The sequence below is a fragment of the Pseudomonas sp. NUPR-001 genome, from assembly GCF_052147955.1.
Classification (GTDB): Bacteria; Pseudomonadota; Gammaproteobacteria; order Pseudomonadales; family Pseudomonadaceae; genus Aquipseudomonas.
On record NZ_CP197353.1, the window covers coordinates 2,193,441 to 2,219,987 of the forward strand.

General features: G+C 61.2%; 28 protein-coding genes, 1 tRNA gene and 1 pseudogene. 17 read left to right on the plus strand and 13 right to left on the minus strand.

What is annotated here, in order from left to right:
- The first annotated feature begins 140 nt into the window (after nt 1-140).
- The 6 genes from ACP6KB_RS09995 to ACP6KB_RS10020 all read left to right on the plus strand — a co-directional run bounded on the left by ACP6KB_RS09995 (nt 141) and on the right by ACP6KB_RS10020 (nt 4,503).
- Complete coding sequence (locus tag ACP6KB_RS09995; RefSeq protein WP_442113563.1) at nt 141-1,265, plus strand: NAD(P)/FAD-dependent oxidoreductase; 1,125 nt, start codon at nt 141-143, stop codon at nt 1,263-1,265.
- Complete coding sequence (locus ACP6KB_RS10000; protein WP_442113564.1) at nt 1,255-1,596, plus strand: (2Fe-2S)-binding protein; 342 nt, start codon at nt 1,255-1,257, stop codon at nt 1,594-1,596. Before ACP6KB_RS09995 ends, ACP6KB_RS10000 begins: the two co-directional genes overlap by 11 nt.
- The gene (locus tag ACP6KB_RS10005) at nt 1,586-2,974 is read left to right on the plus strand and encodes an FAD-dependent oxidoreductase (RefSeq protein ID WP_442113565.1); all 1,389 of its coding nucleotides are present in this window, start codon (nt 1,586-1,588) and stop codon (nt 2,972-2,974) included. The genes ACP6KB_RS10000 and ACP6KB_RS10005 overlap by 11 nt, the downstream gene beginning before the upstream one ends.
- 12 nt (nt 2,975-2,986) lie before the next feature.
- Nucleotides 2,987-3,340, plus strand: coding sequence for a RidA family protein (locus tag ACP6KB_RS10010; RefSeq protein WP_442113566.1), 354 nt, complete (start codon nt 2,987-2,989; stop codon nt 3,338-3,340).
- A 64-nt stretch (nt 3,341-3,404) separates the two neighbouring features.
- Nucleotides 3,405-4,190 (plus strand): transporter substrate-binding domain-containing protein, encoded by a 786-nt coding sequence (locus ACP6KB_RS10015; RefSeq protein WP_442113567.1) that lies wholly within the window; start codon nt 3,405-3,407, stop codon nt 4,188-4,190.
- The gene (locus ACP6KB_RS10020; protein WP_442113568.1) at nt 4,138-4,503 is read left to right on the plus strand and encodes a hypothetical protein; all 366 of its coding nucleotides are present in this window, start codon (nt 4,138-4,140) and stop codon (nt 4,501-4,503) included. The genes ACP6KB_RS10015 and ACP6KB_RS10020 overlap by 53 nt, the downstream gene beginning before the upstream one ends.
- Before the next feature lie 23 nt (nt 4,504-4,526).
- On the opposite strand, the gene ACP6KB_RS10025 is transcribed toward ACP6KB_RS10020, so the two are convergent.
- From ACP6KB_RS10025 to ACP6KB_RS10060, 8 genes and pseudogenes are all read right to left on the minus strand, one after another.
- Entirely contained in the window at nt 4,527-5,048 is a 522-nt protein-coding gene (locus ACP6KB_RS10025; RefSeq protein WP_442113569.1) for a cytochrome C, read from the minus strand.
- 13 nt (nt 5,049-5,061) lie between these two features.
- Complete coding sequence (locus tag ACP6KB_RS10030; protein ID WP_442113570.1) at nt 5,062-5,583, minus strand: methylamine dehydrogenase light chain; 522 nt, start codon at nt 5,581-5,583, stop codon at nt 5,062-5,064.
- 21 nt (nt 5,584-5,604) lie between these two features.
- Nucleotides 5,605-6,234, minus strand: coding sequence for a methylamine dehydrogenase accessory protein MauD (gene mauD / locus ACP6KB_RS10035; protein WP_442113571.1), 630 nt, complete (start codon nt 6,232-6,234; stop codon nt 5,605-5,607).
- A 3-nt stretch (nt 6,235-6,237) separates the two neighbouring features.
- Nucleotides 6,238-6,777 (minus strand): MauE/DoxX family redox-associated membrane protein, encoded by a 540-nt coding sequence (locus ACP6KB_RS10040; protein WP_442113572.1) that lies wholly within the window; start codon nt 6,775-6,777, stop codon nt 6,238-6,240.
- 13 nt (nt 6,778-6,790) lie between these two features.
- Complete coding sequence (locus tag ACP6KB_RS10045; protein ID WP_442113573.1) at nt 6,791-7,945, minus strand: amine dehydrogenase large subunit; 1,155 nt, start codon at nt 7,943-7,945, stop codon at nt 6,791-6,793.
- A gap of 205 nt (nt 7,946-8,150) precedes the next feature.
- Nucleotides 8,151-8,915 (minus strand): methyl-accepting chemotaxis protein, encoded by a 765-nt coding sequence (locus ACP6KB_RS10050; protein WP_442114287.1) that lies wholly within the window; start codon nt 8,913-8,915, stop codon nt 8,151-8,153.
- A 93-nt stretch (nt 8,916-9,008) separates the two neighbouring features.
- A pseudogene (locus ACP6KB_RS10055) lies at nt 9,009-10,295 on the minus strand (HAMP domain-containing protein); the annotation flags it as partial.
- Nucleotides 10,296-10,358: 63 nt separating this feature from the next.
- Nucleotides 10,359-11,684, minus strand: coding sequence for a hypothetical protein (locus ACP6KB_RS10060; protein WP_442113574.1), 1,326 nt, complete (start codon nt 11,682-11,684; stop codon nt 10,359-10,361).
- 240 nt (nt 11,685-11,924) lie between these two features.
- On the opposite strand from ACP6KB_RS10060, the gene ACP6KB_RS10065 reads away from it, so the two are divergent.
- Nucleotides 11,925-12,001: transfer RNA gene (locus tag ACP6KB_RS10065), tRNA-Val, on the plus strand.
- Between the two features lie 135 nt (nt 12,002-12,136).
- On the opposite strand, the gene ACP6KB_RS10070 is transcribed toward ACP6KB_RS10065, so the two are convergent.
- Both ACP6KB_RS10070 and ACP6KB_RS10075 read right to left on the minus strand, forming a co-directional pair.
- Entirely contained in the window at nt 12,137-12,811 is a 675-nt protein-coding gene (locus ACP6KB_RS10070) for a nitroreductase (RefSeq protein WP_442113575.1), read from the minus strand.
- An 18-nt stretch (nt 12,812-12,829) separates the two neighbouring features.
- Nucleotides 12,830-14,158: an MFS transporter gene (locus ACP6KB_RS10075; protein WP_442113576.1), complete on the minus strand. Its 1,329-nt coding sequence runs from the start codon at nt 14,156-14,158 to the stop codon at nt 12,830-12,832.
- A 192-nt stretch (nt 14,159-14,350) separates the two neighbouring features.
- Here ACP6KB_RS10075 and ACP6KB_RS10080 point away from each other — a divergent pair, with 192 nt between their 5' ends.
- Nucleotides 14,351-15,214, plus strand: coding sequence for an MBL fold metallo-hydrolase (locus ACP6KB_RS10080; RefSeq protein ID WP_442113577.1), 864 nt, complete (start codon nt 14,351-14,353; stop codon nt 15,212-15,214).
- Between the two features lie 106 nt (nt 15,215-15,320).
- Here the strand turns inward: ACP6KB_RS10080 and ACP6KB_RS10085 are convergent, their stop codons facing one another.
- A complete protein-coding gene (locus ACP6KB_RS10085) occupies nt 15,321-17,045 on the minus strand; it encodes a hypothetical protein (protein ID WP_442113578.1) in 1,725 nt (574 codons plus the stop codon).
- Between the two features lie 188 nt (nt 17,046-17,233).
- Between ACP6KB_RS10085 and ACP6KB_RS10090 the strand changes: the two genes are divergently transcribed.
- The 3 genes from ACP6KB_RS10090 to ACP6KB_RS10100 are packed head-to-tail and all read left to right on the plus strand — an operon-like array spanning nt 17,234 to nt 18,784.
- A complete protein-coding gene (locus ACP6KB_RS10090; protein WP_442113579.1) occupies nt 17,234-17,803 on the plus strand; it encodes an SPOR domain-containing protein in 570 nt (189 codons plus the stop codon).
- A gap of 53 nt (nt 17,804-17,856) precedes the next feature.
- Nucleotides 17,857-18,378, plus strand: coding sequence for a GNAT family N-acetyltransferase (locus ACP6KB_RS10095; RefSeq protein ID WP_442113580.1), 522 nt, complete (start codon nt 17,857-17,859; stop codon nt 18,376-18,378).
- 13 nt (nt 18,379-18,391) lie between these two features.
- Entirely contained in the window at nt 18,392-18,784 is a 393-nt protein-coding gene (locus ACP6KB_RS10100) for a GTP pyrophosphokinase (protein ID WP_442113581.1), read from the plus strand.
- A gap of 90 nt (nt 18,785-18,874) precedes the next feature.
- On the opposite strand, the gene ACP6KB_RS10105 is transcribed toward ACP6KB_RS10100, so the two are convergent.
- A complete protein-coding gene (locus ACP6KB_RS10105) occupies nt 18,875-19,840 on the minus strand; it encodes an endonuclease (protein ID WP_442113582.1) in 966 nt (321 codons plus the stop codon).
- 118 nt (nt 19,841-19,958) lie between these two features.
- Nucleotides 19,959-20,228 carry a DUF1654 domain-containing protein gene (locus ACP6KB_RS10110; RefSeq protein ID WP_442113583.1) on the minus strand — a complete coding sequence of 90 codons (270 nt, stop codon included), beginning with the start codon at nt 20,226-20,228 and terminating at the stop codon, nt 19,959-19,961.
- A gap of 394 nt (nt 20,229-20,622) precedes the next feature.
- Here ACP6KB_RS10110 and ACP6KB_RS10115 point away from each other — a divergent pair, with 394 nt between their 5' ends.
- Genes ACP6KB_RS10115 through rbsD form a run of 6 tightly spaced genes read left to right on the plus strand, consistent with a single transcriptional unit; the run spans nt 20,623 to nt 26,512 of the window.
- Nucleotides 20,623-21,576, plus strand: coding sequence for a sugar ABC transporter substrate-binding protein (locus ACP6KB_RS10115; protein WP_442113584.1), 954 nt, complete (start codon nt 20,623-20,625; stop codon nt 21,574-21,576).
- Between the two features lie 47 nt (nt 21,577-21,623).
- Complete coding sequence (locus tag ACP6KB_RS10120) at nt 21,624-23,174, plus strand: sugar ABC transporter ATP-binding protein (protein WP_442113585.1); 1,551 nt, start codon at nt 21,624-21,626, stop codon at nt 23,172-23,174.
- Entirely contained in the window at nt 23,171-24,163 is a 993-nt protein-coding gene (locus tag ACP6KB_RS10125) for an ABC transporter permease (RefSeq protein ID WP_442113586.1), read from the plus strand. The genes ACP6KB_RS10120 and ACP6KB_RS10125 overlap by 4 nt, the downstream gene beginning before the upstream one ends.
- 3 nt (nt 24,164-24,166) lie before the next feature.
- Nucleotides 24,167-25,189 (plus strand): LacI family DNA-binding transcriptional regulator, encoded by a 1,023-nt coding sequence (locus ACP6KB_RS10130; protein ID WP_442113587.1) that lies wholly within the window; start codon nt 24,167-24,169, stop codon nt 25,187-25,189.
- 13 nt (nt 25,190-25,202) lie between these two features.
- Entirely contained in the window at nt 25,203-26,111 is a 909-nt protein-coding gene (rbsK, locus tag ACP6KB_RS10135) for a ribokinase (RefSeq protein ID WP_442113588.1), read from the plus strand.
- Nucleotides 26,108-26,512 (plus strand): D-ribose pyranase, encoded by a 405-nt coding sequence (rbsD, locus tag ACP6KB_RS10140; RefSeq protein WP_442113589.1) that lies wholly within the window; start codon nt 26,108-26,110, stop codon nt 26,510-26,512. The genes rbsK and rbsD overlap by 4 nt, the downstream gene beginning before the upstream one ends.
- Nucleotides 26,513-26,547: the final 35 nt, after the last annotated feature.

The following is a 26,547-nucleotide window of genomic DNA, read 5'->3' on the forward strand; positions in this document are numbered from 1 at the left end:
CAAAAAGACATGGCTTACCCAAAATAAAGCATTTTTCAGCGCAGCATAAGCGCCCTAGCATCTGAAAAAACAAACGTTCTATCCCGATTTCCGGCATCTGCAGATGTCTTGCTGACCCGGAAGCAGATGAAGCAGGCCTTATGCAAAAATGTGATTTCACCGTTGTCGGTGGCGGTCTGGTGGGTATGGCCATCGCCTACGGCCTTTCAAGGCAGGGGCTAAGCGTCCAAGTGCTGGATGAAGGCGACACTGCGTTCAGGGCTTCGCGTGGCAATTTCGGTCTGCTCTGGGTGCAGGGCAAGGGTTACAAAATGGCGCCCTATACCGGTTGGACGCGCGCGTCCGTGGCGCTGTGGCCGGAGCTGGCGGCCATGCTGCTGGCCGACACTGGCATTGAGGTTCATCTCAAGCAACCTGGTGGCTTTCAGCTGTGCCTTTCCGATGCGGAACTGGCTGAAGAGGTCCACATGCTGCGCTCGATTCAGACGGCGCAGGGGGGGGAGTATCCCTTCGATGTGCTTGAGGGCGCAGAGCTGCGCAAGCGTCTGCCTGGCGTTGGCTCAGGCGTGGTCGGTGCTTGCTACTCGCCGATGGATGGCCACGTCAATCCGCTGAAATTGCTCCATGCCTTGCACGCCGCCTGCAAGCGGCGGGGGGTACAGATTCTCAACGGACGCAAGGTCACTGGCATCAGCCCGCTGGCGAGCGGTTACAGGATTGAGACCAATGAGGGGCCAGCCACGTCTGCGCGTTTGGTGCTGGCCGCCGGGCTTGGCAACAAGCCGCTTGCCGCGATGCTTGGGCATCAGGTGCCGATTGAGTCGAGCCGCGGACAGATTCTGATTACCGAACGGATGCAGGCGTTTCTCCATCATCCGACCACTTATGTGCGCCAGACCGATGAAGGCACGGTTCAACTGGGCGATTCGGCGGAGCGTGTGGGGCTCGATGACCGCACCAGCGCCTCGGTCATGGCACTCATTGCCGCCCGTGCCGTCACCTGCTTCCCGTTACTGGAAAACGTCCGCTTGGTCCGCGCCTGGGGCGCCTTGCGCGTTCTGAGTCCGGATGGCGCACCAATCTATGAAGAGCTGGACAACGCGCCCGGCTGTTACCTGGTGTCTTGCCACAGCGGCGTGACCCTGGCGGCGGCGCATGCCTTGAAACTGGCTCGCTGGATTGCCGGGACCGAGCCTGTTGCGCAAGTGAGCGCCTTCACCCTCAGTCGTTTTTCCCCTGCACAGGACCTTGCACATGTCAGCTGACAGCCTTTTTACCCAGCTGCCGCGTGAGCAGGGGGTGAGTGATATTGAGTTTGATGGCCAGCGCGTGTCGGTGCCCGCCGGGATCTCGTTAGCGGCGGCACTGCTGGTCAGCGGTGTCAGAAACTGCCGCCGCACGCCGGTCAGCGACAGCCCCCGTGCGCCGTATTGCCTGATGGGCGTGTGTTTCGAATGCCTGGTGGAGGTCGACGGCGTGCCGAATTGTCAGGCCTGCATGATCACCGTGCAGAGCGGGATGCGGGTATTCAGCCAACACGGTGCGCGTGCTGTGCCAGCCGGTGCAATGAATGAGGGTAGCGACAATGAGTGCTGATACGGTCGACCTGTTGATCATTGGTGCAGGCCCGGCAGGCATGAGTGCCGCGGTGCAAGCGATGCGCCATGGCTTGTCGGTGACGGTGCTCGATGAGCAGCCCGCGCCGGGCGGGCAAATCTATCGCAATGTCCAGCACACCGATGCGTCTCAACGCGCCGTGCTCGGACCTGACTATGAAGACGGTCTGCGTCTGGCCGATGAATTTCTGGCCTCTGGCGCCCGCTACATCAAGGGCGCGTCAGTCTGGTTGGTTGATGAGCATAAGCACACGCACTACGTGCTCGACGGCCAGGCCTACGTGATCAAGCCCCGATGCTTGCTGATCGCCACCGGGGCCTATGAACGGCCAATGCCGGTGCCGGGCTGGACATTGCCAGGGGTGATGACGGCCGGCGCCGGGCAGATCCTGCTGAAAAACGCCGCACTGTTGCCGGCTAAACCGGTGGTGCTGGCTGGGTGTGGGCCGTTGCTGTATCTGCTGGCGGTGCAATACCTCAATGCCGGTGCGAACGTCGCAGCACTGGTCGACACCTCGACCCGCGCGGATATGTTGCGCGCCTGGAAGCACGTACCGCGCGCACTTAAAGGCTGGCCAGACCTGCTCAAAGGGCTGTCGCTGCTCAACCGTTTGCGTCGTGCCGGCGTTAAACACTATCGCGGTGCACACGCATTGCGGATTGAAGGGCAGGCGCGTGCACAAGCGCTGTCGTTCGTGAATGCCAGTGGCGAGCAGCGTATCGAAGCCGAACTGATTCTGCTGCACCAAGGTGTGGTTCCCAATACGCAGATCAGTTGGTCTTTGCGCCTGGAGCACCAGTGGAATGAAGCCCAGTTGTGCTGGCAGGCAACCCGCGATCGCTGGGGCGAAACCAGCCTGCCAGGGGTGTTCATCGCCGGTGACGGCGGGGCTATCAGCGGCGCCTTGGCGGCGGCGCTGCAAGGACGGTTGGCTGCGCTGGCGGTTGCGCAACAGTTGCAGCGCCTGAGTACCGACCTGTTCGAGCGTCAGGCACAGCCGCTGCAGGCTGCTTTGAGTCGCCACCTGGCAGCGCGGCCACTGATCGATGCGATTTATCGCCCCCTGGTGCAAACCCGCATTCCTGCCGACGAGGTCATCGTCTGTCGCTGTGAGGAAGTGACGGCCGGCGAAGTGCGCCGCTATGTCGAGCTGGGGTGTCAGGGCCCGAATCAAACCAAAGCCTTTGGCCGTTGCGGCATGGGCCCCTGCCAGGGTCGGCTGTGTGGCCTGACCGTGACGCAAATCATTGCCGATCAACGCAACGTACCGGCGGCGAGTGTTGGCTACTACCGCATCCGCCCGCCGATCAAGCCAGTGACCCTCGGTCAACTGGCCAGTGAATCCACCCTTGGCTGATCAGGAGTTGTCATGAGCACAATCGAACGGCTGCAAAGAACCCCGCGCCTTAGCCGGGCCGTTACACACAACGGGCTGGTATGGCTGAGCGGGATTGTCGCGACGGATTTCAATGAAGACATCGCAGGCCAGACCCGGCAAGTGCTGGCGCGCCTGGACGAGCTGCTGGAAACGGCCGGGACGTCGAAGTCGCGACTGTTGAACGTGCAAATCTGGTTGAAAGACATGGTCGGCGATTTTGCCGGAATGAACGATGAGTGGAGCCAGTGGGTAGCCCCCGGAGCAGAACCTGCGCGTGCAACCGCAGGCGTTTCGTTTGATGACGACAATATCCGCATCGAAATCGTTGCGGTGGCGGCGCAGTAATCAATAGTTGCTGCATTTCAACAGCTCAATGTACTGATAAAAATAAAGCGTTCTGGAGCAATGTATGAAATTGAAAACGGGTCTTTCGGTGGTGGCTTGGCTGTCGGTGTTTGCGCTGTTCACGAATGCCCATGCCAGTGAACGAGAGCTGCGCATTGGCATTGAAGCGGCGTACCCGCCGTTCGCCTATAAAACCCCTGACAACAAGCTGGTCGGCTTTGACTATGACATCGGCGAAGCGTTGTGTGCCAAGCTGCAGGCGAAGTGCAAGTGGATCGAAATAGAATTTGATGGCTTGATTCCATCGCTGAAGGTTCGAAAAATCGATGCCGCTATCTCATCGGTGTCTATTACCGAAGAACGGCTGAAATCGGTCGATTTCACCACCAGCTATTACCGTCTGCCCGCCCGCGTGGTCACCCGCAAAGATAGCGGCATCACCCAGGTTCCCGCTGATTTGGCCGGCAAACGCATCGGTGTGCAGCGCGCCACCAACTTTGACCGCTACGCAACCGAGCGCTTCGAGTCGTCAGGGGCGCAGATCGTCAAATACGGCAGCCAGAACGAGGTGTTCCTGGACCTGCTCTCCGGGCGTCTGGATGCGGCCCTGGCAGGCTCGGTTGCCATCGAGGAAGGGCTGTTGAAAGTATCGGGTGGCGCAGACTATCAATTCGTTGGCGAGCCCTTTACCGAAGAAAAGTACTTTGGCACGGGCGCAGGTATTGCCGTACGTAAAAAGGATCCTTTGGCTACCGAGTTGAACCAGGCATTGGCAGCTATTCATGCGGATGGGACTTATGATGCGATTCGCAAAAAATACTTCCAGTACGACATTTCCGGCACGCCTTGATGAGGTCGAGCTGCAAGCGTTGAAGTACTTGTTTGATGATGAGTCTTGTCTGGCAGGGTGGTGTGTTGAGCGTGAACACTTTGTGGTGCAGGCGCGTGAACTCACCACAACGGGTTTCTATTCAATCATCAAATGCACACTGCCGGGCAAAATCGTCAGCGCCTCAAGGGAAATCAGCAAAACATTCAAGTACCCCTCATTGGCCAAGGGTGGGGCGTATGTGTGCTGGATCGAGCACGACGCTACCCTGTGCCTGGAGGGCTTTGCAGAACGAAGCTGGCCAAAGGCGCTTACGCCTTTGGCCCTGCAGTAAGCCAGCACTTGGTAGGAGCGGGCTCAGTAACTCATGCCGTCTTCGATCGCGATGCCTTTGGCGCGCATCTGGGTGATCAGGCCGCCGCGCACCGTGGGCACGTTGAGCAACGACTGGCGCCGCACCGCGGCCACTTCCTCGCCGGTGTAGGGTTGGTAGTGTTCGGGCAGGCTGCTGCCAGCAATGCCGTCTTTGCGCATCAGCCAGTTGATGAGCATGGCCAGTTGTTCATCGTTGAGTGCCGACTGAGCCATGCCCGGCACCCGCACGAGGAACTCTCGTCCACCGTCAACCTTGAGGAAGTTGCCAACGAAGTCCTTCATGCGCGGCACATCATTGGCCCGGGAGCCGCTGCCGTCGCCAAGGTGGCAGCCCGCGCATTGCAACTGGTAGTTCACCGCGTTGCTGTAGCCCGCCTCGGCGATCGGCGTTTGCACGGCCTCGTTGCCCGGGGCGTGCTTCTGGTTCGGATTGGGGATGGCGCGCGCCATGGCAAGCGGGGCTGCCAGGGCGCAGGTCAGACCGACGATCAGTAATGAGCGCATGGTCCGGGCCATCTCAGATCGCGACGCCGCGGATGATCGACACGGTGCAATGGTAGATGTGCGATTTGGCCGCCAGGCACCAGTTCACGTCGTTGTTGTTGAACGGGCGATAGGCCGGCTCCTCACTGTCGTTGCGGGTACAGGCGCACTGGTTGCAGCTGTGCTTACCGCAGCAGTCGTTATAGGAAATGATGTAGTCCTTGCCATCGGCCGGGTTGCGGCAGGTGCCGATCCAGGTGACCTGGGAGGCTTCGGTGCCAGGTGGGCAGGCGTTCACGCTACCGCCGCAGCAGGAGCACAGAAAGCCGTCGACCGAGCAATAACGCCAGTAGTCGCAGCTGTTCGGATCTCCCGGGTCACCTGCCATCGGCTTGTCGGCGGCCAGTGCCTTGCTGGTACGGTCGATCGGCAACAGCACGGGCAGGGCGGCACCGGCAATCATCAGCGAGCCGAGGCGGCCGAGTAGTTTGCGTCGCGAGGTGGTGTCGGCGACGTGGCGGGCGGAGCGCTCGAACAGGCGGTCGAGGAGTTTCATGGGGCTCTCCTTTCGTTATCGTTATGCGTGGGAGTGGGGCGTGCTGTGATCATGCGCATGCGCGTGGTCATGACCGTGCAGGTACTGCTGCAGGGTGGCGCTGCCCAGGTGCTCGGCTTCGAACAGGCTGTCGAGGTGTTCACGGGAGTTGACCAGGCCTTTGGCACGCAGCACACCGTGCTGGTCGATCAGCGCGGCATAAGGCAGCTTGCCGATCTGGTAGGTCATGCCGATTTCCGGGCCGACCACGTAGGTGGCGTCTTCGAGTTTGTGTTCCTGGATCAGCTTTTGCTGAGCGTCCATGTCGCCGTCACTGACGAACACCACGTCGAGGCGGTTGGCCTGGTCTTTGGCAATCGACTTGATCGCTGGCAGCAGCGATTTGCAGATCGGGCAGGTTGGCGAGAGGAAGAACAGCAGTTGGGCTTTCTCACCGGCGTAGCCGAAGTTGACCGGGCGGCCGTTGCGGTCAGCGGCGGTGACTTGTGGCGCCGGTTCGTTGACCGCGACGCCTTTGTCGACCATCAGCGCGCCGGCCGGGGCCAGACGCGAGTGCAGTACACCGATCTGACGGACCAGGCCCATGACGGCGAAAGACAAGGCGATCAGCAGCGCCCAGAGCAGGATGTTGGAGACGATCAAGCCTTCCATAATTCACCTTCCAATAAGTTTGAACAGACGAGGGCCGTTGGCCAGCAGGCCTTCGGCAGCAGCGTAAACAAGCAGCAGAACGGTGCTCGCGGCGATCACCACGAAGCCGTCGAAAAAGCCAAGATCGCGGGCCTGTGGGGCAATGCCGGCAACCAGCGCCAGCGCCACCAGCACGCTGTTACGGGCCAGCAGCACCGGGCGCAGCGGTTGCGCCTGATCGGGGCCGGAGCAGCCGCAGTCGATGTCGGCGCGGCCACGCCACAGGTTGATGCCGATGGCGGCGGCGTACAGCGCCAGCAAGGCGGCGGCCAGCAGCGCAGCGCTCGGCCGGCTGGCCGGAACCAGCAAGGCGAACGCCACGCCGATTTCCACCAGCGGCAGGCCACGGGCAATCAGCTTGAGCAGCACCTTCGGCAGCAACTGGTAGTCTTCCAGTTGCCCAGCGAAGCGGGCCGGCGCGCGGACTTTGTGGGTCGCGGCGCTGGCCAGGATCACCGCAACGGTGATCGCGCTGGCGAGAATGTAGATCGGGTCGATAAGCATGGGCTCACCTCGCTCAGTGACTGAGAATCTGCGTGGCGGTTTTATGCAGCTTTTCCATGGTGCCGGTGTGTTTGTTGCTCTTGAGGTCGAAGATATCCATGCCGCCGCCGACGTTGATGCCCAGCAGCAGCGGGTTGGCATCGCTGGTAGCCTGCAGGCTCCAGATCGGCGCGCCTTCAGTGCTCAGGGTGGCGATCTTCTTCTGGGTTTTCAGGTCGAAGGCCCAGATGGTGTTGCTCGGGTCTTCCCACTTCATCGCTTCGTGGGCGTCGTGCATCAGCACATACAGGCGGTCGAGTTTCGGCGCCACCGCCATCAGCTGCCAGCCACCCGGCGCCCAACCAGCCTTGCGTTCTTCATCGCTGACCAGTGACCAGGTCGGCAGGATCTTCGCTTCCTGGCCAGACAGGTCGAGGGTGTGCACAGTGCCGGTGGTGCTGGTGAAGTAGAAAGTGTCACCGACGTTCACCGCACGCTCGACCAGTTTCTCCGCGTTCGGGTCGAAGAACTTGGTCTGGGTACGGGCGGTTTCCTTGCCGTCGTCGCCGAGGGTCAGCAGCTGGATGCTGCCGTCGCCGCACAGCGAGGCGATGCGGCGTTTGCCCACCGGGTAGCTGAGCACGCAGCCGGGAATGGCGATTTCGCCGACCACAGCCTTGGCTTGGGCGTCGACCACGGTGATCGAGGTCGAGGGGGTGAAGTTGTAGATATAGACGAAACGGTCGTCGGCGCTGGTGGACAGGCCGAAACGCTGCGTCAGCGATTCAGAGCGTTTGGAAGGAATCTGCACTTCCCAGTCCGGCGACAGCGTCGAGGTGTTCCATGCGGTCAGCACGTCGGTGCGGGTGCCACGGGTGCCGCGCGAATAGAAGATGTCAGCGCTGTACAGCAGCTTGCCGTCACGGCTCAGGGTTGAGGGCGCGGCGAAGCCGGTGCTGACCATGCCGAGGAAACGCTTCTGATCCGGGTCAATCACGATCACGCGACCGGCGACGAAACTGTCGAACTCAACGTCGATCATGTAGGCGCGGTGCGGCGAAGGCGGCGAGGGCAGCACGGTCTGGCCGATGCCGGTGTCGGCGGGCAACTCGGCCAGGGCGGTGTGCAGGCCGGCGAGTGACACACCAAGAGCCAGTGTGGTTTGAGCAAGGATCCTGGTTATTCGCATCAGGGGGGGCTCCCTTAATTATTGGATTTAGCGGGTCGCGAAGGCATCGACAGGGTTCACTGGCCTAGTCTGCCCTGAGGGCGTGCAGGGGACATTGCTGTGTCTGCCAACCCGTTGTGTGCCTGTGCCAGTCCGCAACCGCTGCCTGTCACTGGCCGTTGGCCGGGCGGGCAGGGGCTGCGGACTGCACAGCGGGGAAGGTGCCTCAAATGCGGAAACTGTCCACCAGGTGCTTGAGGCGGGCGGCCTGCTGTTCCAGGTCGGCGCAGGCACGCAGGGTGGCGTTGAGGTTTTCCACGCCTTCCTGGTTGAGGAGGTTGATTTCGGTGATATCCATGTTCAGGGCCTCGATCACCGAGGTTTGTTCTTCGGTGGCGGTGGCGACCGACTGGTTCATTCCATCAATATCACCAATACGCTGGGTCACGCTGCCGAGGCGATCACCGGCCTGATTGGCGATTACCACGCTGTCGGCACTGTGGCACTGGCTTTCGCTCATGGTCGTGACCGAGTCGCGGGCATCCACCTGCAGGCCCTCGATCATGCTCTGGATTTCCTGTGCCGAAGTTTGTGTGCGATAGGCCAGGCTACGCACCTCGTCGGCGACCACGGCAAAGCCGCGCCCGGCTTCACCGGCCCGTGCTGCCTCGATGGCGGCGTTGAGGGCGAGCAGGTTGGTCTGTGCAGAAATGGCCTTGATCACTTCAAGGATCTGACCGATGTCGACGGTCTTGCTGTTGAGCGTTTCGATCGTGCTGCTGGAGGCGCTGATTTTGCTCGACAGCTGGTGCATCGAGGCGATGGTTCTGGCCAATACCTGGCTGCCTTCTTCGGCGAGCTGGCGTACGTCAGAGGCCTGATGCGAGGCGTCGGCGGCGTTGCGCGCTATTTCCTGGGCGGCCGCGCCGAGCTGGTTGATCGCGGCGGCGACGCTGTTGGTGCGGCTGGCCTGTTCGTCGGAGTTGGCCATCGACGAGTTGGACGCGTTGACCACCTGAGTGGCTACCTCGTTGAGCTGGCGTGTGGCCGAAGACACTTCTCGGATCGAGCTGTGGATGCGCTCGACGAAATGGTTGAACGCTCTGGCTAACTGGCCGATCTCATCGCGCGACTGCACGTTCAGGCGGCGGGTCAGGTCGCCGTCTCCTTGGGCAATGTCTTCGAGCATGTGCGTCAGGCTCTGCAACGGCCGGGTGATACGCAGGGCCGCCAGCCAGATCAGCAGTACGCCAAGCAGCGCCGCACCGCCGCCGAGCAGCAGTTCAAGGTTGGTGGTGTGCTCGCGTTGCTGGTCAAGGGCGTGCTCCAGGCGTTGCACTGGTGCCAGGAGGACCTGCTGCGGTACGCCCACCAGAATGCCCCAGGGCGCGGCGCCGTCGATCGGCTGCAGCGGTTCGAGTACCTTGATCTGCGTCGGGTCGGCGAACACCTTGGCCTGCTGGCGCTGCAAGGCGCCCATGACCTCGTCGGCAGCGCTACCCAATACCTGGTTCAAGCGTTGGCCGAGTTGGCTGGCATCCTGGCTGTGCGCCGCCATCACCCCGCTGGGGCTGATGATGCTGATTCTGCCGTTGCCGTCGAACAAGCCACGGCTGCTGCTTTCGCTGCTCTGTTGCAGGGCGGCGAGGTTGATGTCGAGGCCGATAACGGCGATGACTTTGCCGTTTTCCAGCAGCGGGAAGGCAATGCTGGTGACCAGTTTGCGGGTGCCGGAGGCTTCATCGAAGTAGGGTTCGAGCACACACGCAGCCCGGCGTTCGCGGGCGCAGGTATAGAAGGCGTTGTACGGGCTGCCGCTGGGACCGGGTTGGGTGTTGGCCAGCAGGCCCTCGTCGCCGATCACCGCTTGCAGCTCGCCGGGAGTGCTCTGCACCCAGTACAGGGCGAAGCGTCCGGCTTCATTGCTGCCCAGCTCGGCCTGACTGGCGAACTGGCGGTCCTCGCCGTCCAGGGCGTTGGCTTCGAAAATGACATACAGCCCGAGCAGGTCGGGCTTGTCGATCAGGGCCTGGCGCAGTTGCCGGGTCATTTCCTGGCGCAGTTGTTGCGGCGCCAGTTCACCGTGTTGCGCACGTTGGCGCAAATACAGCAGGTAGCGTGACAGGCCCTGGCCGTATTCATGGGTCTGCATAAAGGTGCGTTGCACCTGCAAGGCCTGCACTTTGGCCAGCGCCTGCATGTGACGCTCGGCGGCACTGGCGAGCATGCTGCTACTGGCCTGTTTGACCTGCTCGCTGCTTTGTCCGGCCTGATACAGCGACAGCCCCACCAAAAGGGCGACGATCAGTAACAGGCAAAGGCTGGCGAGCAGGGTGATCTTGTTCTGGATAGTCAGGAGACTGCGGCGCATGACAGGGACTCAGATCGGGATGCATCCAGGGCGGGTGACGGCAGCGCCATCACCCGCAAGGCTTCAGAAGAAGGTGGCGAACACCAGCTGGCCGTAGAGGTTGTTGTCGTTGCTGCCCAACTGAGTGCCGCCTTGCTCGGCGCTCTTGTCCGGTTGGTAGAGGCCGATCAGCGGCATCACCATCAGGTGCTCGTTGACGGTCCATTCCGCATACAGGTCGAATTCTTGGCCGTCGGTGTTGCCCAGGTCACGGTCGATGGTGTCGAAGTTGAACCACAGTGCACCCACATTCAGGTTTTCCAGCGGCGACACGGTGAATCCGACTTTCTGGATGCGCGAGTTGCTGTTGAACGGACCGGCGTAGTTGCCTGCAACTTCACCCTGGAACCAGGTGCCAAAACCGCGGCTCAGGCCGTAGAACAGGGTGTCGTAGCCTTCCGAGAAGCGGCTGTAGCGATAGCTGAGGTTTGGCTTCCAGGCGACGTCGGCGAAGGTCCAGCCGGCCTCCAGGTACCAGGCGTCTTCGGTGGCGGTGTGCGGTTTGTCCTGATGGGCGTATTCGCCGGAAAGGAACAGGTTTTCCACCCCGGCATTGCCGTTGGCGCGCAGGCTGTAGGTCTTCATGCCGTCGCGTTCCAGTTGCGCTGGCGAGGCGTACTGCTCATCGACATCGGTGGTGCCGATGTAGGTCAGGCCAACGGTACCAGCCTCGGCCACGTGCTCGAGGGTGGCGACGTGCATTTCGGTCTTGGCCTGGGCACGGTTGTCCGATTTGAGCCACATCAGGTCGCTGCGCCAGCCTTCCTTGCCACCCAGACGCAGCACGGCAGTCTGGTCGAAGCTCTTGCGCGCAGCCAGGTAGTAGGCACCACCGCGGTTGAACTCGCCATCGGCCAGACCTTTACCGATGTTCAGCGAGTCGCCCTGAATCAGAAAGCCATCGCCGACACTGACGTTCTGGCGACCGAATGACAGGTCGACACCATCTTCGCCCAGGGCTTGAAACAGGTTGCCGGAACGCCAGCCGAGGTAGGCGTCTTCGATCTTGGTGGTGCGCTCGGAGCCATCGCTGAACCCGGCGGCATCGCCGTCACCCCAGGTGCCGGAACTGAGCAGGGCGAAGGCACCGTAGGCGCTACCGGCACCGCCCAGGCCCTGGTCGCCACTGAGGCCGTACTTGATGTAACCCTCGCGCCACGACGACGAGCCAGGCGCCAGGCGCCCGGAAGTCGCGTAGTTTTCCTCACTATGGAACACACCGAACACCGCTTCGAGGTTGGCGTTCAGGTGGCTGTTGTCATCGGCGTACAGCTCATAGGCACCCACCTGGGTGGCGGCGCTGACCAGCAAAGCGAGCGTTGAGAGGTGAAGCAAGGGCGACTTGTACATGGACGGGGTTCCGTTCTTATTAGTGTCGGCGAGCAACTCGAATGAGTAGCTCCGGATACTAAGTCGTCGCTGCGCGCCGTCCTTGTGCCTGCTTGCCATCTGTTTGCGTGTGTCTGCCAGATTGTGCCCCGGGCCCACACGGGCGGTTTATGCCTGGCCTAAAGCTGCTGATTTTTTTGGTTTTTTTATAAGATTTCGCTTTACGACAGGTACATACCTGCGTAATATGCGCCCCACAGCAGGCACATAGCTCAGTTGGTTAGAGCACCACCTTGACATGGTGGGGGTCGTTGGTTCGAGTCCAATTGTGCCTACCAAATCTCGACAAAAAGGGCGATCCGCAAGGATCGCCCTTTTTGCATTTGGGCACTGTAGGAGCGGGCTTGCCCCGCGATTGCGGTTTGTCTGACTCACCGCATCGCGGGGCAAGCCCGCTCCTACACGCCCGCGTCTCAATCGGCAAAACCATGGAAACTCGCGAAACCTGCCAAGGCTTCGCGCGGCGTCTTCAAGCTGTTTTCCGCCGCATCCCGTACTTCATGCCCCAAGGCGATACCGCACACCAACAGTTGCTCGGCAGGCAGCGGCACATGTGCACGCACAACCTGGTGGTATCCGGCGAAGGCAGCCTGGGCACAGGTATGCAGGCCGCGGGCCCTGGCTGCCAGCATAAAGGTCTGAACGAACATCCCCAGATCCAGAAAGCTGCCAGCGCCGAGGCGGCGGTCGAGGCTGATCAACAGGCCAACCGGCGCGTCGAAGAAGCTGAAGTTGCGCAGTTCCTGGCGGCGGCGTGCGGCGTTGTCGTCGCGTACGATCCCCAGGGTTTCGTAGAGTTCGAAGCCCACGTCACGGCGTCGCGCCTGGTAGGGTTCGAACCAGTGCTCGGGGTAATAGGCATACTCGGGTTGCGCTGCACCGGCATCGGCTACGTGGCGCAAAATGTCGCTGCACAGTGCCTGCTTGCGCTGGCCGGTAACGACCTGCACCTGCCACGGTTGGGTGTTGCTGCCACTGGGCGCGCGGGCGGCCAGCTCAAGCAGTTGCTCGATGGTCGAGCGCGGCACTGGCCACGGCTGAAAACGGCGGACAGATTTGCGCGAGCGAATCGCGGCGTCAACGTGCATGGTGGTAAGTCCTTGGGCTCAGTGTTTGTTGTCGCTCAAGTGTTCGCGACGGATGCCGAACAGTAGCAACAGCGTGCCGATGATCAGCGTGATCGCGATCATGTCGAAGGCCAGGTACAAGCTACCGGTGGCCGATTTGATCGCGCCGACTGCCGCCTGACTGACCACACCTGCCAGGCCGCCGATGCAACTGATCACGGCAATGCCGATGGCGGCGCTGGACGGTGTCAGCAGGGCCGGAGGAATGGTCCAGAACAGCGACACCGCCGACAGCGCTGCGGCTGCGCCCACGCTCATCAGGATCACCGATGCAAGCAGATGGCCCTGGGCCGGTCCCAGCAGCAGGAAGCACAGGGCACTGAGCAACACCGTGAGTGCGACATGCCAGCGGCGTTCCAGGCGACGGTCGGAACTGCGCGCCAGCACATACATGCCGACAATCGCCCCGGCGTAAGGCAGGCTGGAGATCAGGCCGATCTGCTTCAGATCCTCGACGCCAAAGCTGCGGATCAGGGTCGGCATCCAGTACGACACGGTGTTCGAGCCACTGTAGATACAGAAGAACACCAGGCCGGCAATGTACACCCGTGGTTGGCGCAACACATCGATCAGGCGTGCCGGCGCGGCTCCGGCGCCTGCTTGCTGTGACAGGGTCGCAGCGATCACCGATTTTTCGCGGTCGTTGAGCCAGCGCGCGTCCGCCGGGCGGTCTGCCAGGCAGCACCACACCAGAATGCCCAGCAGGATCGCCGGGATGCCCTCAAGCACGAACAGCGCCTGCCAGTCCTTGAGCCCCAGCCAACCATCGAAGTGGCTCATGATCCAGCCCGCCAGCGGGCCGCTGATCATCCCGGCGCTCATCGCCGCCATCAGCAGTACGGCGGTGATGCGCGCCCGCCAGGCAGCCGGGAACCAAAAGGTGAGGTAAAGAATCATCCCGGGGAAGAACCCGGCTTCCGCCACCCCCAGGCAAAAGCGCGCAACAATCAACTGGGTAGGCGTGGTGACGCAGGCTGTGGCCACGGTCACCAGGCCCCAGAGAATCATAATGCGGCCCAGGGTGGCCCGTGCCCCGACCCGTTGCATGTACATATTGCTCGGCACTTCGAAGAGGATATAGCCGAGGTAGAAGATGCCCGCGCCGATGCCGTAGGCCGCGTCGGTCAGGGCGATGTCTTCAGCCATGCGCAGTTTGGCGAAGGCGACGTTGGCACGGTCGATGGTGTTGATCACATAGCCCAGAAACAGCAGCGGCAGCAGGCGCCAGAGGGCCTTGCGCAATACGGCGTCGGCTTCGGCGGTGGACGGTGGGGCAAACGACAGGACCTGCTCGGATGGTGATGACATTGACGGTCTCCGTGGCGTGGGCGCTTGTTTTTGTTGTGCGCCAATGTGCGAGGGTTCTGGGACCTTAGGGCAAACGCGCAAGAAATGTCCCTACCCGAGTAGGGGGGCGCGGCATACCAGCGGTGTGGGTAGAGTCTGAACAGACAATCCGCGCCGCCCGCCGGCGGTGCCCCTTTAAGATGAGGCGATGCCGTGACCCGTAGATTCACTGTTCTGAATGCGCCCGGCCGCCGCATGGATGGCGGTGTGCTGTTTGGTTCTACGCCGCAACAGGTGTGGTCGGACTGGATAAGGCCCGATCATCAGAACCAGGTCGAGCTGCCTTCGCGTGCCTTGTTGGTGCAACAAGAGGGACGCAATATTTTGCTGCTCGCCGGTGCCGACATACTGCTTGCGCCGCTGCCCACGACCTGTCGCTGCCAGCAGCACCGGCATGGTTTGCTTGAGGGGCTGGCCAGGCTGGGGCTGAGCGAGAACGACATTCATGTTGTGCTGCTCAGCCATTTGCATGCACTGCTGCCTGCGGATATGCAGGCGGCCGCTGCCGACGGAGAGCTGCCGCGGCTGCTGTTTCCGCGGGCGCGTTATCTGGTTGGCGCGCGCCACTGGCATCGGGCGAACAATCCGCATCCGCGTGACCGGCGGTTGTTCGTACCGCAGATACTCGGTCGTTTGCAGGGCAGTGAACGGCTGGACCTGGTTGAGGGTGGGTCTTGTGAGCAGTTGGGGGAGGGCTGGCGCCTGCACCTGAGCGATGGTCATACGCCTGGGCAGTTGTTGCCAGAGATCGATTCGCCTTCAGGCCCGTTGATTTTCGCTGGTGATTTGGTGCCGGGGACCCATTGGTTGCAGCTGGATGTGGCCAGTGCTCATGCACGCAATCCTGAGTGCCTGGTGGAGGAGAAGGAGCAGTTGCTCGATCATCTGATCGCCCGTCGCGGCAGGATGGTGCTGGCCCGTGATCCGCGGGTGGCGATGATTCGCGTGTGTCGGGATCGGCAGTCACGTTATCAGCCGTACGATGAGCATGCTTCGTTGCTTCGCCTTGAAGCTTAGCTATTGGCTTTGAGCCCTTTCGCGGCGCAAGGCCGCTCCCACATCTTCTGTAGGAGCGGCCTTGCGCCGCGACAAGCAGCCCAGTCCCATGCTGGGCATCACCCGCTTAGCGTTGCGACAGAGACGGGGTGGCGCTGACTTTTTCCATGCGCGTGGTGTCCATCAGCACCAGGCCGAAGGCCATGCCATACATCAGGCGACCTTGGCGGTCGACTTTCACTGGTGCGTACATACCATTGAACAGCGGGTCGCTGCCCGAGGCGATTTCCAGTGCGGTTTCGCCGGTGTCCAGATCCAGACCAATGTGGTAACCCTGACCCGGATGTTTGGCGTAGAAACCGTTGATGATCGCCATGCGGCTACCCCCGCTGATCATCGGTACCACCGAGATCGAGCTGACATCGCTGCGTGCCCATTCGGCCGCCCAAGCGTCCTTGTCGCTGTCCCACTTGAGCATGGCCACACCCTGGGGCATCGGCCGGGTTACGCCATTGAGCAGGGTCACGTAGTAGTTGGACTTGGCCAGGCTGGCCTTGGGCTGGGCCGGAATGTTGTTGACCACGAAGGCGTGTTGGCCATACACCGCCACCGATTGCTCGGACTGCACGGTGTCGATGCCTTTCCCGACTTCCACTGTTTTCTGGTCGGCGATGCGCGCCGACAGGGTACCGGGTTTCTGTTTCCAGCCTGCCGGAATGCCGTCACGCCAGAAGGCCACCAGGCGCATCTTTTTCGCCCCGTCAGTGATCACCACCAGTTTGTCTTCGTCGGCGCCGAAGCCCATCAGCGTCGGGGTCGAGCCGGTGCCATCGGCAATCTTCACGGCATCGAAGCGTACGCCACGATCATAGGCTGCTTTCCACGCACCGCTGTTTTCGTCTGCATGGATCTTGCCGTTGGCGTCCACCACCAGGCGGTACATGTTCTGGTTCGAGGCCACGTAAACGGCGCCGCCGTTAAGCTCGGGGCCGGTGGCAAAGCTGTTGAGGAACAGCTCGTCGCTCCCTTCAAGGCGGTAACTGTCGATCAGTTCCAGGGTGTTGCGGTCCAGGGTGGCGACGGCACCGCCCATGGTGTTGACCACCAGGAAACCGTTGGCGGTCATGCCCATGCCGAAGGTCACGTCTGCCGGGATACCCAACGCAGTCTTGACCTTGGCATCGTTGAACAGCTCAGCGGGCAACTTCACCTCATGGCTGAGCTTCATCTTCGAGAGCGGGTCTTTCGGATCGTTCTGGTCGATACGGAACACTTTGCGCCCGCTGGCACCAATGAAGGCATTGTCGCGGGTCAGCAATGAGTAGATCGCGCCGCCCAGAACCTGGTCGGTGGTCGCCGTCAACATGCGGTTGGGTTGGCTCTGCATGTACGTCAGCAGGCCCTGCTCGTCGCCAGCTTCAAGCAGCTTGCGGGTGTCTGCAGCCTGCTTCAGGCGCTGCTCAGGGCTGATCGGCTGGTAGTTGGGCAGGTTCATCGGCACATCGACACGGGCGATTTCGGTGAACTGGAAGTTGTCTTCAATTTTCAGCTTGCGCAGCGAGAAACCGGCCCAGTACCAGTAGACATCCGTACCGTTTACCTTGTCGTAGTACTGAATCAGGCTGGCCGACTCATTCGGCACAACCCGATAGGAGTCTGGGGTGACCTTGTACGAGCCACGGGCCACGCTGATGTCGGTGCTATCCGATGCAGCGTCGTTCCAGTGCGTCTGGTTGTTGTAAGACTGTGCCAGGTATGGATTGGCCGGCGCCTGTTGGCCTTCGGCGCTGGCCAGCAGGGGGAGGGCGAGGCAGGTCGCCAGGACGGTCAGGCGGGAGCAAGCAGCGTTCATCTTGATTGTTCTCTTGTTGTCGATGGAGGGCCCGGTACTTGGCGTACGAAGGGGCTTCTGCACATTGCCAAGGGGACCCTATAAATGTTCAAGCTGTAGGTCGCCACCCGTGGTGGGGGGCGCTTTAATCGGCCCCGCGCGCCGTTATCAATGCTAGAATCCGCCGCTTGCATTGAGGAGATAAGCGCGTGCGCAAAATCGCGGTGGTAATGGCTGTGCTGGCCCTGGCCGGTTGTGAAAATGAAGTCGAAGGCGTGCACAAGCAGATTGCCGAGCAACTGCCCAACCCGAAAACGGCCAAATTCGGCAACGTGCGAATCGACAAGCTGGGTGCGATCTGCGGCCAGGTCCGCAGCAAAGACGACAGCGGCACTTTCTTGCCTTACCGCAGCTACGTGGCCATCAAGCAGGCCGACGGCTACCAGATCACCCTCGCCGACAAGGGCAGCAACCTGCAGATTCGCGAACACTGCGGCGGTGCCGATCTGCAGCGCCGTGCCGATGCGCTGGCCGAGCAACCGGCCCCTGAAGGCTGGGACGTGGAAATAGTCCAGGGCCCGAATATGGGCGCACTGAGCGACATGACCGCACGCCTGATCGAAAAACAGATCCCGTCTTCGGTGGAGTACCGCGACGGCAAACCTGTGGTGCTGCTGGGCCCGTTCCCGAGCAAAGCCGATGCCGAAGCCCGCCAGGCCGACGTGATGGCGCGTCTGGGCACTGACTCCATCGTCATTCAGCACGGCGCTACCCGCTAGCCAGCGCCTTCGCTTGCCCCGTACACTCACGGCTCACCTCAAGGAGAGCCGTGATGAAGGATTCATCCCCCGCCATAACCTTGCAGCGCGCCACCGAACAGCACATTGACGGGCTGGTTGCGCTGTACAGCGACCCCAGTGTCTCCCGCCAGGCCTTGCAGTTGCCCTATCAAACCCAAGAGAACTGGCGTAAGCGCCTGGGCCCTGGGGTGGACTACGAGCGCTTGTTGTCGCTGGTCGCCCTGCATCAGGGGGAGGTGATCGGCAATTGCTCGCTGGAGCAGAATCCCCGGATACGCCGTAGCCATTGCGGCAGCATCGGCATGGGAGTGGCCGCAGCCTGGCAGGGGCAGGGGGTCGGCAGCCGCTTGTTGGCCGCGGTGCTTGAAGTGGCAGACAACTGGATGGGGCTGCAGCGTATCGAACTGACGGTGTTCACCGACAATCAACCGGCGCTGGCCCTGTACAAGCGCCAAGGCTTTGAAGTCGAAGGTCAATTGCTTGACTATGCTTTGCGTGACGGGGTGTTTGTCGATGTCTACAGCATGGCGCGCCTGAAGCGCCGGCAGCGATAACCAGGAGGGCCTTATGTCTACGCTGGAGCGGGCCATTGCGGTGGCGGCCAGGGCGCATGAAGGACAGCAGGACAAGGGCGGCAGCGCTTACATTCTGCATCCGTTGCGGGTCATGTTGCGGGTTTCAACGGTCGAACAGCGCATTGTTGCGGTGTTGCACGATGTGCTCGAAGACTCCGCCATCACCTTGTCGGATCTGGCGCGAGAAGGCTTTGCCCTGAAGATTCTCGCCGCCGTGCAGGCCTTGAGCCGCCGTGAAGAGGAAAGTTACGAGGCGTTTGTCATTCGCCTGGGGGATGACCCATTGGCGCGGGAGGTGAAACTGGCCGACCTTGCCGACAACAGCGATCTTTCGCGCATCGCCATGCCGGGCCCAGAAGACATGGCCCGACTGGCTCGTTACTAACAGGCCAGCGCCTATCTGCAGGCGCTGAGCCGTTGAGGTTGTTCAGGCAATGCGTTGCTTTGGCTTGCCGGGGCCAGTCAGCAACTTCGGTTACTTGCAGTTGCCTGCTTTACGATATCCCGCCGCTTGCGCTTCAACTTCCGATGCAAAAGTGACCTGGTTCTTCGCCGAAACTTGCGCGTAGCCAGGGCAACCAGAAGCTAAGTGATAGACGTGGCTTTTCTGGTTACCAATGATCAAACCGCTTGTGCCTGCACTTGCCAGGGTGGCTTGGCTTGCTGCTCGTGCAGGGCTGGCGGCAATGTTGCTGACAACGCCGTCACCCACTGGTTTGTAGCCTTGCGTCCAGTGCCGCTCGCCGGTTACGAACGGGTTGGAATGCCCCATGACTGCCGCGATGCGCCGATTGCGTTCTTTTTCCCAGGCGGAAACCGGATGCTGTTTGTCCCAGGCCATCAGTAGCTGTTGCTGCTGTCGAGACATGTTCAGTTTGTATCGGTCGAACATGTAGAACGTGGTTCTGGCGACCAACCCTTTGACCTCATCGCGCGGCTCGGCGGCGCGTTGATTGAAGTCGACCCGGGTGGTGCATTGGCCATACTGAGGCGCGACCCCAGAGGCCATGCCGTAGTTGAAATTGCTGCGGTCGCCATTCACTTCGCCCACCGAAGGGTAGAGGTTGAACAGGTTGGCTTCCATGGCGCGAAATACCGGGTCTTTGTCCACGCAGTTTTCGCGGCCGCCGCTTTTCCAGCATTGACGTTGGTTGCCGAGCGTCCAGGCAGGAACAATATGTTCCCACTCAGTGCGCTCGGCACGATTCTGTTGTTTACGGGTCTGGTAACCGCAGGATTCAGGGTCAATGCGGCCACCCGATTTCCCCACCCACGTCCACTTGCAGCCGCAGTACAACTCACCCAGCGCACTGTTGGCCTGGTCGAGGTAGATTTTTTGTTTAGCGACGACTTTGGCTTCGGAGAAAGTTGCCGGAGGGGTGGCGAAGGCAGCGGAAATAACAGAAAAGGCGAGTGTTAGCGCGCAAAGCAGTTTCTTCATAAAAGACGTTTCAAACTCAGGTGGCGGATGCTGCGCACGCTCTCCACCTCAGTGGGTGGAAAGCGAAGTTCGGGGTCGTTATCGATGAGCCGAATGTGCGGTGTGTAAGAAGGGGGGCTCAATCTTCCTTGGGTACAACCCAGAAGATCTGCACGCCGCCATCATCGCGATAGGCGAGGGTGACGTTGTCGTTTTCGGCGATTTCTTCCAGCAAAGTCGCCCAATCATCAGGAGACTCCTGCTCCAGGCGAAAAATCAGCGCGGCGCGGGCCTTTTGTGCGGTCGGTGAGTTGATGATTTTCTGGATGCGAATACCCAGTTGCTCGTAACTGCTGACAGGAGCGGAGGTGCTGGCCACGAAATGTTCCTTATTTTGCTGTATGCGCATACAGTATTTCACTGTAAGCAAAATCGCAACAGCTTGTCGGTGAAACAGCGCATGAGACCGCGAACTGTGCAGATTGCTGCAGCGTATTTAGCTTTTTTTAACGAGGACGCGGGGCTGCTAGTTTTATTTCCTACTGCGGAAGAGAGTGTTTTCGCCAGGCAGGGCTGAGCCTCTGCGGAATATCCGCTAAGGTTGCTCTGACGGTGAATGTTCGGAAATCCGAATGCCACCTACAGTGGGGGGTTCGGTTTTTGCTGCGTTTTGACGATAATTCAGACGCGCAACTTCCAGAGTGTTTCCGGTTGTTAATTTGACAAAGTCTGGTTGCCTTCGCATAGTTGGCTGATGCAAACGTTTGCGACCCGATAAAAATCATAAAATCCGGAGTAAACCCATGAAATTGCCATTCGCAGGACGCCTCCTGGCGATTGCTGTACTGTCTTCGCTCTCGCTTGCCATGCCCTTGTCCCAGGCCGTGGCTGAAGAAAAACCCAAAGTCGCGCTGGTGATGAAGTCCCTTGCCAACGAGTTCTTCCTGACCATGGAAGACGGCGCCAAGGCCTACCAGAAAGAACACGCCGGTGAATTCGATCTGGTGTCCAACGGCATCAAGGACGAAACCGACTCAGGCAATCAGATCCGTATCGTTGAGCAAATGATTGTCTCCGGCGTTAACGCGCTGGTTATTGCACCGGCCGATTCCAAGGCCTTGGTACCGGTGGTGAAAAAGGCCATGGATGCCGGTATCACCGTGGTCAACATCGACAACCGTCTGGACCCTGACGTGCTCAAAAGCAAGCACCTCAGCGTGCCCTTCGTAGGCCCTGACAACCGCAAAGGTGCACGCCTGGTGGGTGAGTACCTGGCCAAAAAACTCAAGGCCGGTGACGAGGTGGGGATTATCGAAGGCGTTTCGACCACCACCAACGCCCAACAACGCACCGCCGGTTTCAAGGATGCGATGGAGGCGGCGCAGGTCAAGATCGTTTCGCTGCAATCAGGCGACTGGGAAATTGCCAAGGGCAATGCCGTCGCAGCCTCGATGCTCAATGCCCATCCTGAAATCAAGGCACTGCTGGCCGGTAACGACAGCATGGCGCTGGGTGCCGTCTCGGCGGTGCGCGCGGCGGGCAAAACCGGCCAGGTCCAGGTGGTGGGTTACGACAACATCAATGCCATCAAGCCGATGCTTAATGACGGTCGCGTGCTCGCCACGGCCGACCAGTACGCGGCCAAACAGGCAGTGTTCGGTATCGAGGCGGCGTTGAAGATGCTCAAGGGCGAAAAACCTGAAGTGGATGCCGACAACGTTATCCAGACCCCGGTTGAGTTAGTGACCAAACAGTAGTCGCACGGTGTGCGCTAGCCTGCGGGCAGGCGCCAGGAGATCAGGCAATGTCAGCGACTGCGGATGTCGTACTTTCAGTCAGCGCGATCGGCAAGACCTACGCCCAGCCGGTGCTCGGCGACATCGACCTGAGCCTGTACTGCGGCGAAGTGCTGGCCCTGACCGGCGAGAACGGCGCGGGCAAAAGTACCCTGTCGAAAATTATCGGTGGCCTGGAGTCTCCCACCACCGGGCAGATGCACTATCAGGGGCAGGCATACCGGCCTGGCAGCCGCGCTGCGGCCGAGCGGCTGGGTGTGCGCATGGTCATGCAGGAGCTCAACCTGTTGCCGACCCTGACCGTGGCCGAGAACCTGTTTCTCGATAACCTGCCCAGTCGCGGCGGCTGGATCAACCGCAAGCGTCTTCGCCAGTTGGCCCAGGCGGCCATGGCCCAGGTTGGCCTGGAGGCGATCGACCCCGACACGCCGGTGGGCGAGCTGGGCATCGGTCATCAGCAGATGGTCGAGATTGCCCGCAACCTGATCGGCGATTGCCATGTGCTGATCTTCGATGAGCCTACCGCCATGCTCACCGCTCGCGAGGTTGAGCTGCTGTTTACCCAGATCGAACGCCTGCAGCAGCGCGGAGTGGCCATCGTCTACATTTCCCACCGCCTGGAAGAACTCAAGCGCATCGCCCAACGCATCGCAGTACTGCGCGACGGCAAGCTGGTGTGTGTCGAGCCTATGGCCCGTTACACCAGCGCGCAGCTGGTCAATCTGATGGTGGGGCGCGAACTGGCCGAGCATATCGACCTGGGGCAGCGTCAGATCGGCGCGCCGCTGCTCAAAGTCAACGGCCTGAGCCGTGGCGATAAAGTGCGTGACGTGTCGTTTACTGTGCGCAGTGGCGAAATCTTCGGTATTTCCGGCTTGATCGGCGCTGGTCGTACCGAGCTGCTGCGCTTGATCTACGGTGCCGACCGCGCTGACAGCGGCAGCATCGAACTGGGCAATCCGTTGCGCCCGGTACGGGTCGATTCGCCGGTGGCGGCGGTGCGCGAAGGTATCGCACTGATCACCGAAGACCGCAAGGGCGAGGGCTTGCTGTTGTCGCAATCGATCAGCGCCAACATCGCCCTGGGTAACCTTGCTGCCATTTCCCGTGCCGGGGTACTCAACAGTCAGGCTGAGCGTGAACTGGCCCAACGTCAGATCGGCGCCATGCGCATTCGTAGTTCCAGCGCCGAGCAGATCGTCGGCGAGCTGTCGGGTGGCAACCAGCAGAAAGTGGTGATCGGCCGCTGGCTGGAGCGCGACTGTGCGGTGCTGCTGTTTGATGAACCTACGCGGGGCATCGACGTCGGTGCCAAATTCGATATTTACGGCTTGCTCGCCGAACTGGCGCGCCAGGGCAAGGCGCTGGTGGTGGTCTCCAGTGACCTGCGCGAGTTGATGCTGATCTGTGACCGTATCGCTGTGCTCAGTGCCGGGCGCCTGATCGACACCTTTGAGCGTGAGCACTGGACACAGGACCAACTACTGGCCGCGGCCTTCGCCGGCTATCAGAAACGTGACGCGTTGCTGCATGAAGCGGCACCCAGGATGACGCCATGAAAACCCCACCACTGGACAGCACCGTCCCTAACGCCAAACGCAGTGGCAGCTACTACGGGCTGGGTACCTACCTGGGCCTGGCCGGTGCCTTGCTGGCGATGATTGTGCTGTTCTCGCTGCTGAGCAGCCATTTCCTGTCGTACGCCACCTTCAGCACCCTGGCCAATCAGATTCCCGACCTGATGGTCCTGGCAGTGGGGATGACCTTCGTGCTGATCATCGGTGGCATCGACCTCTCGGTAGGTTCGGTGCTGGCCCTGGCGGCGTCGGCGGTCAGCGTGGCGATCCTCGGCTGGGGCTGGAGCGTGCTGCCCGCCGCCTTGCTGGGCATGGGTGTAGCGGCGCTGGCCGGGAGCATTACGGGCTCGATTACCGTGGCCTGGCGGATTCCGTCGTTCATCGTCTCGCTGGGCGTGCTGGAAATGGCCCGTGGCCTGGCCTACCAACTGACCGACTCGCGTACCGCCTATATCGGCGATGCCTTTGCCTGGCTCTCCAACCCCTTGGCCTTTGGAGTGTCGCCCTCGTTTCTCATTGCCTTGCTGGTGATCATCGTCGCGCAACTGGTGCTGACCCGCACAGTCTTCGGCCGCTACCTGATCGGTATCGGTACCAACGAAGAAGCGGTGCGCCTGGCCGGTATCGATCCGCGTCCGTACAAGATCATGGTGTTTTCACTGATGGGGCTGTTGGCCGGCCTGGCCGCACTGTTCCAGATTTCCCGCCTGGAGGCCGCCGACCCTAACGCCGGTTCGGGCCTGGAGTTGCAGGTCATCGCTGCAGTGGTGATTGGCGGTACCAGCCTGATGGGCGGGCGTGGCTCGGTCATCAGCACCTTCTTCGGCGTCCTGATTATTTCGGTGCTGGCCGCAGGCCTCGCCCAGATCGGCGCGTCAGAACCGACCAAACGCATTATTACCGGGGCGGTCATCGTTATCGCCGTGGTCCTCGACACCTACCGTAGCCGACGTGCAAGTCGGCGGAACTGAACCATGGCAACCATCAAAGACGTCGCAGCACTGGCGGGCATTTCTTACACCACCGTCTCCCATGTGCTCAACAAAACCCGGCCAGTCAGCGAACAAGTACGCTTGAAAGTCGAGGCCGCCATCGCTGAGCTCGACTACGTTCCTAGCGCCGTGGCCCGCTCACTCAAGGCACGTAGTACCGCAACCATCGGCCTGTTGGTACCCAATAGCGTCAACCCGTATTTCGCCGAGCTGGCTCGCGGCATCGAAGATGCCTGTGAGCGCAACGGCTATTGCGTGATTCTGTGCAACTCGGATGACAACCCGCAAAAGCAGCGTAGTTACCTGCGTGTGTTGCTGGAAAAACGCATCGATGGCTTGATCGTCGCCTCGGTTGGTGAAGACAGCGACCTGCAGGGCAGCCTGGCCAGCGTGCGCACGCCGATGGTCATCGTGGACCGTGCCCTGGAAGGTGTGGAAGCTGATCTGGTGAGCATCGATCATGAGCAGGGTGCCTACCTGGCGACCCGTCATTTGTTGGAGCTGGGGCATCGGGACATCGCCTGTATCGGCGGCCCGGCCAGCACCAGTACCGCGCAACTGCGTCTGGCCGGTTTTCAGCGCGCCCTGGCCGAAGCCGGTATCAGCGTGCCTGACCACCATATCGTCAACAGTGACTTCACCAGCCTCGGTGGCTACGGCGCCGCTGCACAGCTGCTGGATGGCGAGCGGCCGACGGCGATCTTTGCTGGCAACGACATGATCGGCATCGGCGTGCTGCGCGCTGCCGCCGAGCGCAATATTTGCGTTCCTGGCGAGTTGTCGGTGATCGGTTTCGACGACATCCAGCTCAGCCGCTACGTGTTCCCGGCACTGACCACCGTCGGCCAATCCATTCGCGAACTGGGTGAGAGCGCTGCAGCGCTGCTGCTGTCGCGCATCGCCCAGCCACTGCGAGGCGCGCCGGAGCAGCGTATCGTTGCACCGAAGATCGTGCTGCGCGAATCCACTGCACCACGCCCGGACCTGTTCAATGATTACCGCTGAGGGTCAAGCAGCCATGCGAGCCAACGTCGTGGTGGTGGGTAGCCTCAACATGGATTTGGTGGCGCGCGCCCAGCGGCTGCCGCGGGCTGGCGAGACTCTGGCAGGCGAATCGTTCGCCACCGTACCGGGCGGTAAAGGCGCCAACCAAGCGGTGGCGGCGGCGCGTCTGGGTGCCACAGTGGCGATGATCGGCAACGTCGGCGATGACGCCTATGGGCAGCAGTTGCGTCAGGCCTTGCTCGACGAACAGATCGACTGTCAGGGCGTCGCTGTTTGCCCTGGCGAATCCAGCGGTTTGGCGTTGATCGTAGTGGATGCCAGTAGCCAAAATTCGATCGTCATCATCCCCGGCGGTAACGGTCAGTTGCGCCCTGAGTCAGTGCAGGCGTTCGATGCCTTGCTGCAAGGCGCCGAGGTGATCATCTGCCAGTTGGAGGTGCCTGCGCCGACGGTGGCCTATACCTTGGAGCGAGGTCGTGCGCTGGGTAAAACGGTGATCCTCAACCCCGCACCGTGCACAGGCCCATTGCCATTGAGCTGGTGCAGCGCTATCGATTACCTGATCCCCAATGAAAGCGAAGCGCAGGCGCTGACTGGGCTCCCCGTAATCGACTTGACCAGCGCCGAGGTTGCTGCCAGCCACTTGCGCGGCCTCGGGGTTAAAAACGTGATTATCACGCTCGGTGCGCAAGGTGCCTTATACGCCGATGCCCAAGGTTTTCGGCACTTTCCGGCACCTCAAGTGCAACCGCTGGACACCACTGCAGCAGGCGATACCTTTGTCGGTGGCTTTGCCGCTGCTTTGGCGCGTGGAGAAGAGCAGGGCGCAGCGGTTGCCTTTGGCCAGCGCGCGGCGGCACTGTCGGTTACCCGCGCTGGCGCCCAGCCATCCATTCCTTACCTGGCCGAGTTGCAGCCATGAAAAAGACGCCGTTGCTCAATATCGCGCTGTCACGGGTGATCGCCTCACTAGGGCATGGTGACATTCTGGTGATTGGTGATGCCGGCCTACCGGTGCCGGTCGGCGTCGAACTGATCGACCTGGCGCTGACCGCGGGAGTGCCGGACTTTGCCAGCGTACTGCGAACAGTGTTGAGCGAGATGCAGGTGGAAAGTCATGTGCTGGCCGATGAAATATTCAAAGCCAACCCTCGGGGTTTGACTGTTATCGAGCAGTATCACGCGCATGGCCAGCTCGGAGTTCGCAACCTGCTCAGCCATGCCGAATTCAAACAGCTCAGTCGCGGCGCCCGCGCGGTGGTGCGCACGGGTGAGTGCCAGCCCTACAGCAACATCGTCTTGATCGCTGGTGTTACGTTCTAGACGCTTGATCACCTGGGGCGCTGCTGTGGGTGTCA

Coding starts and splice junctions, on each gene's coding strand:
- ACP6KB_RS10125 (WP_442113586.1), top strand. CDS start 23,171: ATGAAAACCCCACCACTGGACAGCACCGTCCCTAACGCCAAACGCAGT.
- ACP6KB_RS10075 (WP_442113576.1), bottom strand. CDS start 14,158: ATGTCATCACCATCCGAGCAGGTCCTGTCGTTTGCCCCACCGTCCACC.
- ACP6KB_RS10105 (WP_442113582.1), bottom strand. CDS start 19,840: ATGAAGAAACTGCTTTGCGCGCTAACACTCGCCTTTTCTGTTATTTCC.
- ACP6KB_RS10110 (WP_442113583.1), bottom strand. CDS start 20,228: ATGCGCATACAGCAAAATAAGGAACATTTCGTGGCCAGCACCTCCGCT.
- mauD (WP_442113571.1), bottom strand. CDS start 6,234: ATGGAAGGCTTGATCGTCTCCAACATCCTGCTCTGGGCGCTGCTGATC.
- ACP6KB_RS10100 (WP_442113581.1), top strand. CDS start 18,392: ATGTCTACGCTGGAGCGGGCCATTGCGGTGGCGGCCAGGGCGCATGAA.
- ACP6KB_RS10130 (WP_442113587.1), top strand. CDS start 24,167: ATGGCAACCATCAAAGACGTCGCAGCACTGGCGGGCATTTCTTACACC.
- rbsK (WP_442113588.1), top strand. CDS start 25,203: ATGCGAGCCAACGTCGTGGTGGTGGGTAGCCTCAACATGGATTTGGTG.
- ACP6KB_RS10045 (WP_442113573.1), bottom strand. CDS start 7,945: ATGCGAATAACCAGGATCCTTGCTCAAACCACACTGGCTCTTGGTGTG.
- ACP6KB_RS10015 (WP_442113567.1), top strand. CDS start 3,405: ATGAAATTGAAAACGGGTCTTTCGGTGGTGGCTTGGCTGTCGGTGTTT.
- ACP6KB_RS09995 (WP_442113563.1), top strand. CDS start 141: ATGCAAAAATGTGATTTCACCGTTGTCGGTGGCGGTCTGGTGGGTATG.
- ACP6KB_RS10000 (WP_442113564.1), top strand. CDS start 1,255: ATGTCAGCTGACAGCCTTTTTACCCAGCTGCCGCGTGAGCAGGGGGTG.
- ACP6KB_RS10010 (WP_442113566.1), top strand. CDS start 2,987: ATGAGCACAATCGAACGGCTGCAAAGAACCCCGCGCCTTAGCCGGGCC.
- ACP6KB_RS10020 (WP_442113568.1), top strand. CDS start 4,138: ATGATGCGATTCGCAAAAAATACTTCCAGTACGACATTTCCGGCACGC.
- ACP6KB_RS10095 (WP_442113580.1), top strand. CDS start 17,857: ATGAAGGATTCATCCCCCGCCATAACCTTGCAGCGCGCCACCGAACAG.
- ACP6KB_RS10115 (WP_442113584.1), top strand. CDS start 20,623: ATGAAATTGCCATTCGCAGGACGCCTCCTGGCGATTGCTGTACTGTCT.
- ACP6KB_RS10005 (WP_442113565.1), top strand. CDS start 1,586: ATGAGTGCTGATACGGTCGACCTGTTGATCATTGGTGCAGGCCCGGCA.
- ACP6KB_RS10120 (WP_442113585.1), top strand. CDS start 21,624: ATGTCAGCGACTGCGGATGTCGTACTTTCAGTCAGCGCGATCGGCAAG.
- ACP6KB_RS10025 (WP_442113569.1), bottom strand. CDS start 5,048: ATGCGCTCATTACTGATCGTCGGTCTGACCTGCGCCCTGGCAGCCCCG.
- ACP6KB_RS10060 (WP_442113574.1), bottom strand. CDS start 11,684: ATGTACAAGTCGCCCTTGCTTCACCTCTCAACGCTCGCTTTGCTGGTC.
- ACP6KB_RS10030 (WP_442113570.1), bottom strand. CDS start 5,583: ATGAAACTCCTCGACCGCCTGTTCGAGCGCTCCGCCCGCCACGTCGCC.
- ACP6KB_RS10070 (WP_442113575.1), bottom strand. CDS start 12,811: ATGCACGTTGACGCCGCGATTCGCTCGCGCAAATCTGTCCGCCGTTTT.
- ACP6KB_RS10085 (WP_442113578.1), bottom strand. CDS start 17,045: ATGAACGCTGCTTGCTCCCGCCTGACCGTCCTGGCGACCTGCCTCGCC.
- ACP6KB_RS10050 (WP_442114287.1), bottom strand. CDS start 8,915: ATGGCCAACTCCGACGAACAGGCCAGCCGCACCAACAGCGTCGCCGCC.
- rbsD (WP_442113589.1), top strand. CDS start 26,108: ATGAAAAAGACGCCGTTGCTCAATATCGCGCTGTCACGGGTGATCGCC.
- ACP6KB_RS10040 (WP_442113572.1), bottom strand. CDS start 6,777: ATGCTTATCGACCCGATCTACATTCTCGCCAGCGCGATCACCGTTGCG.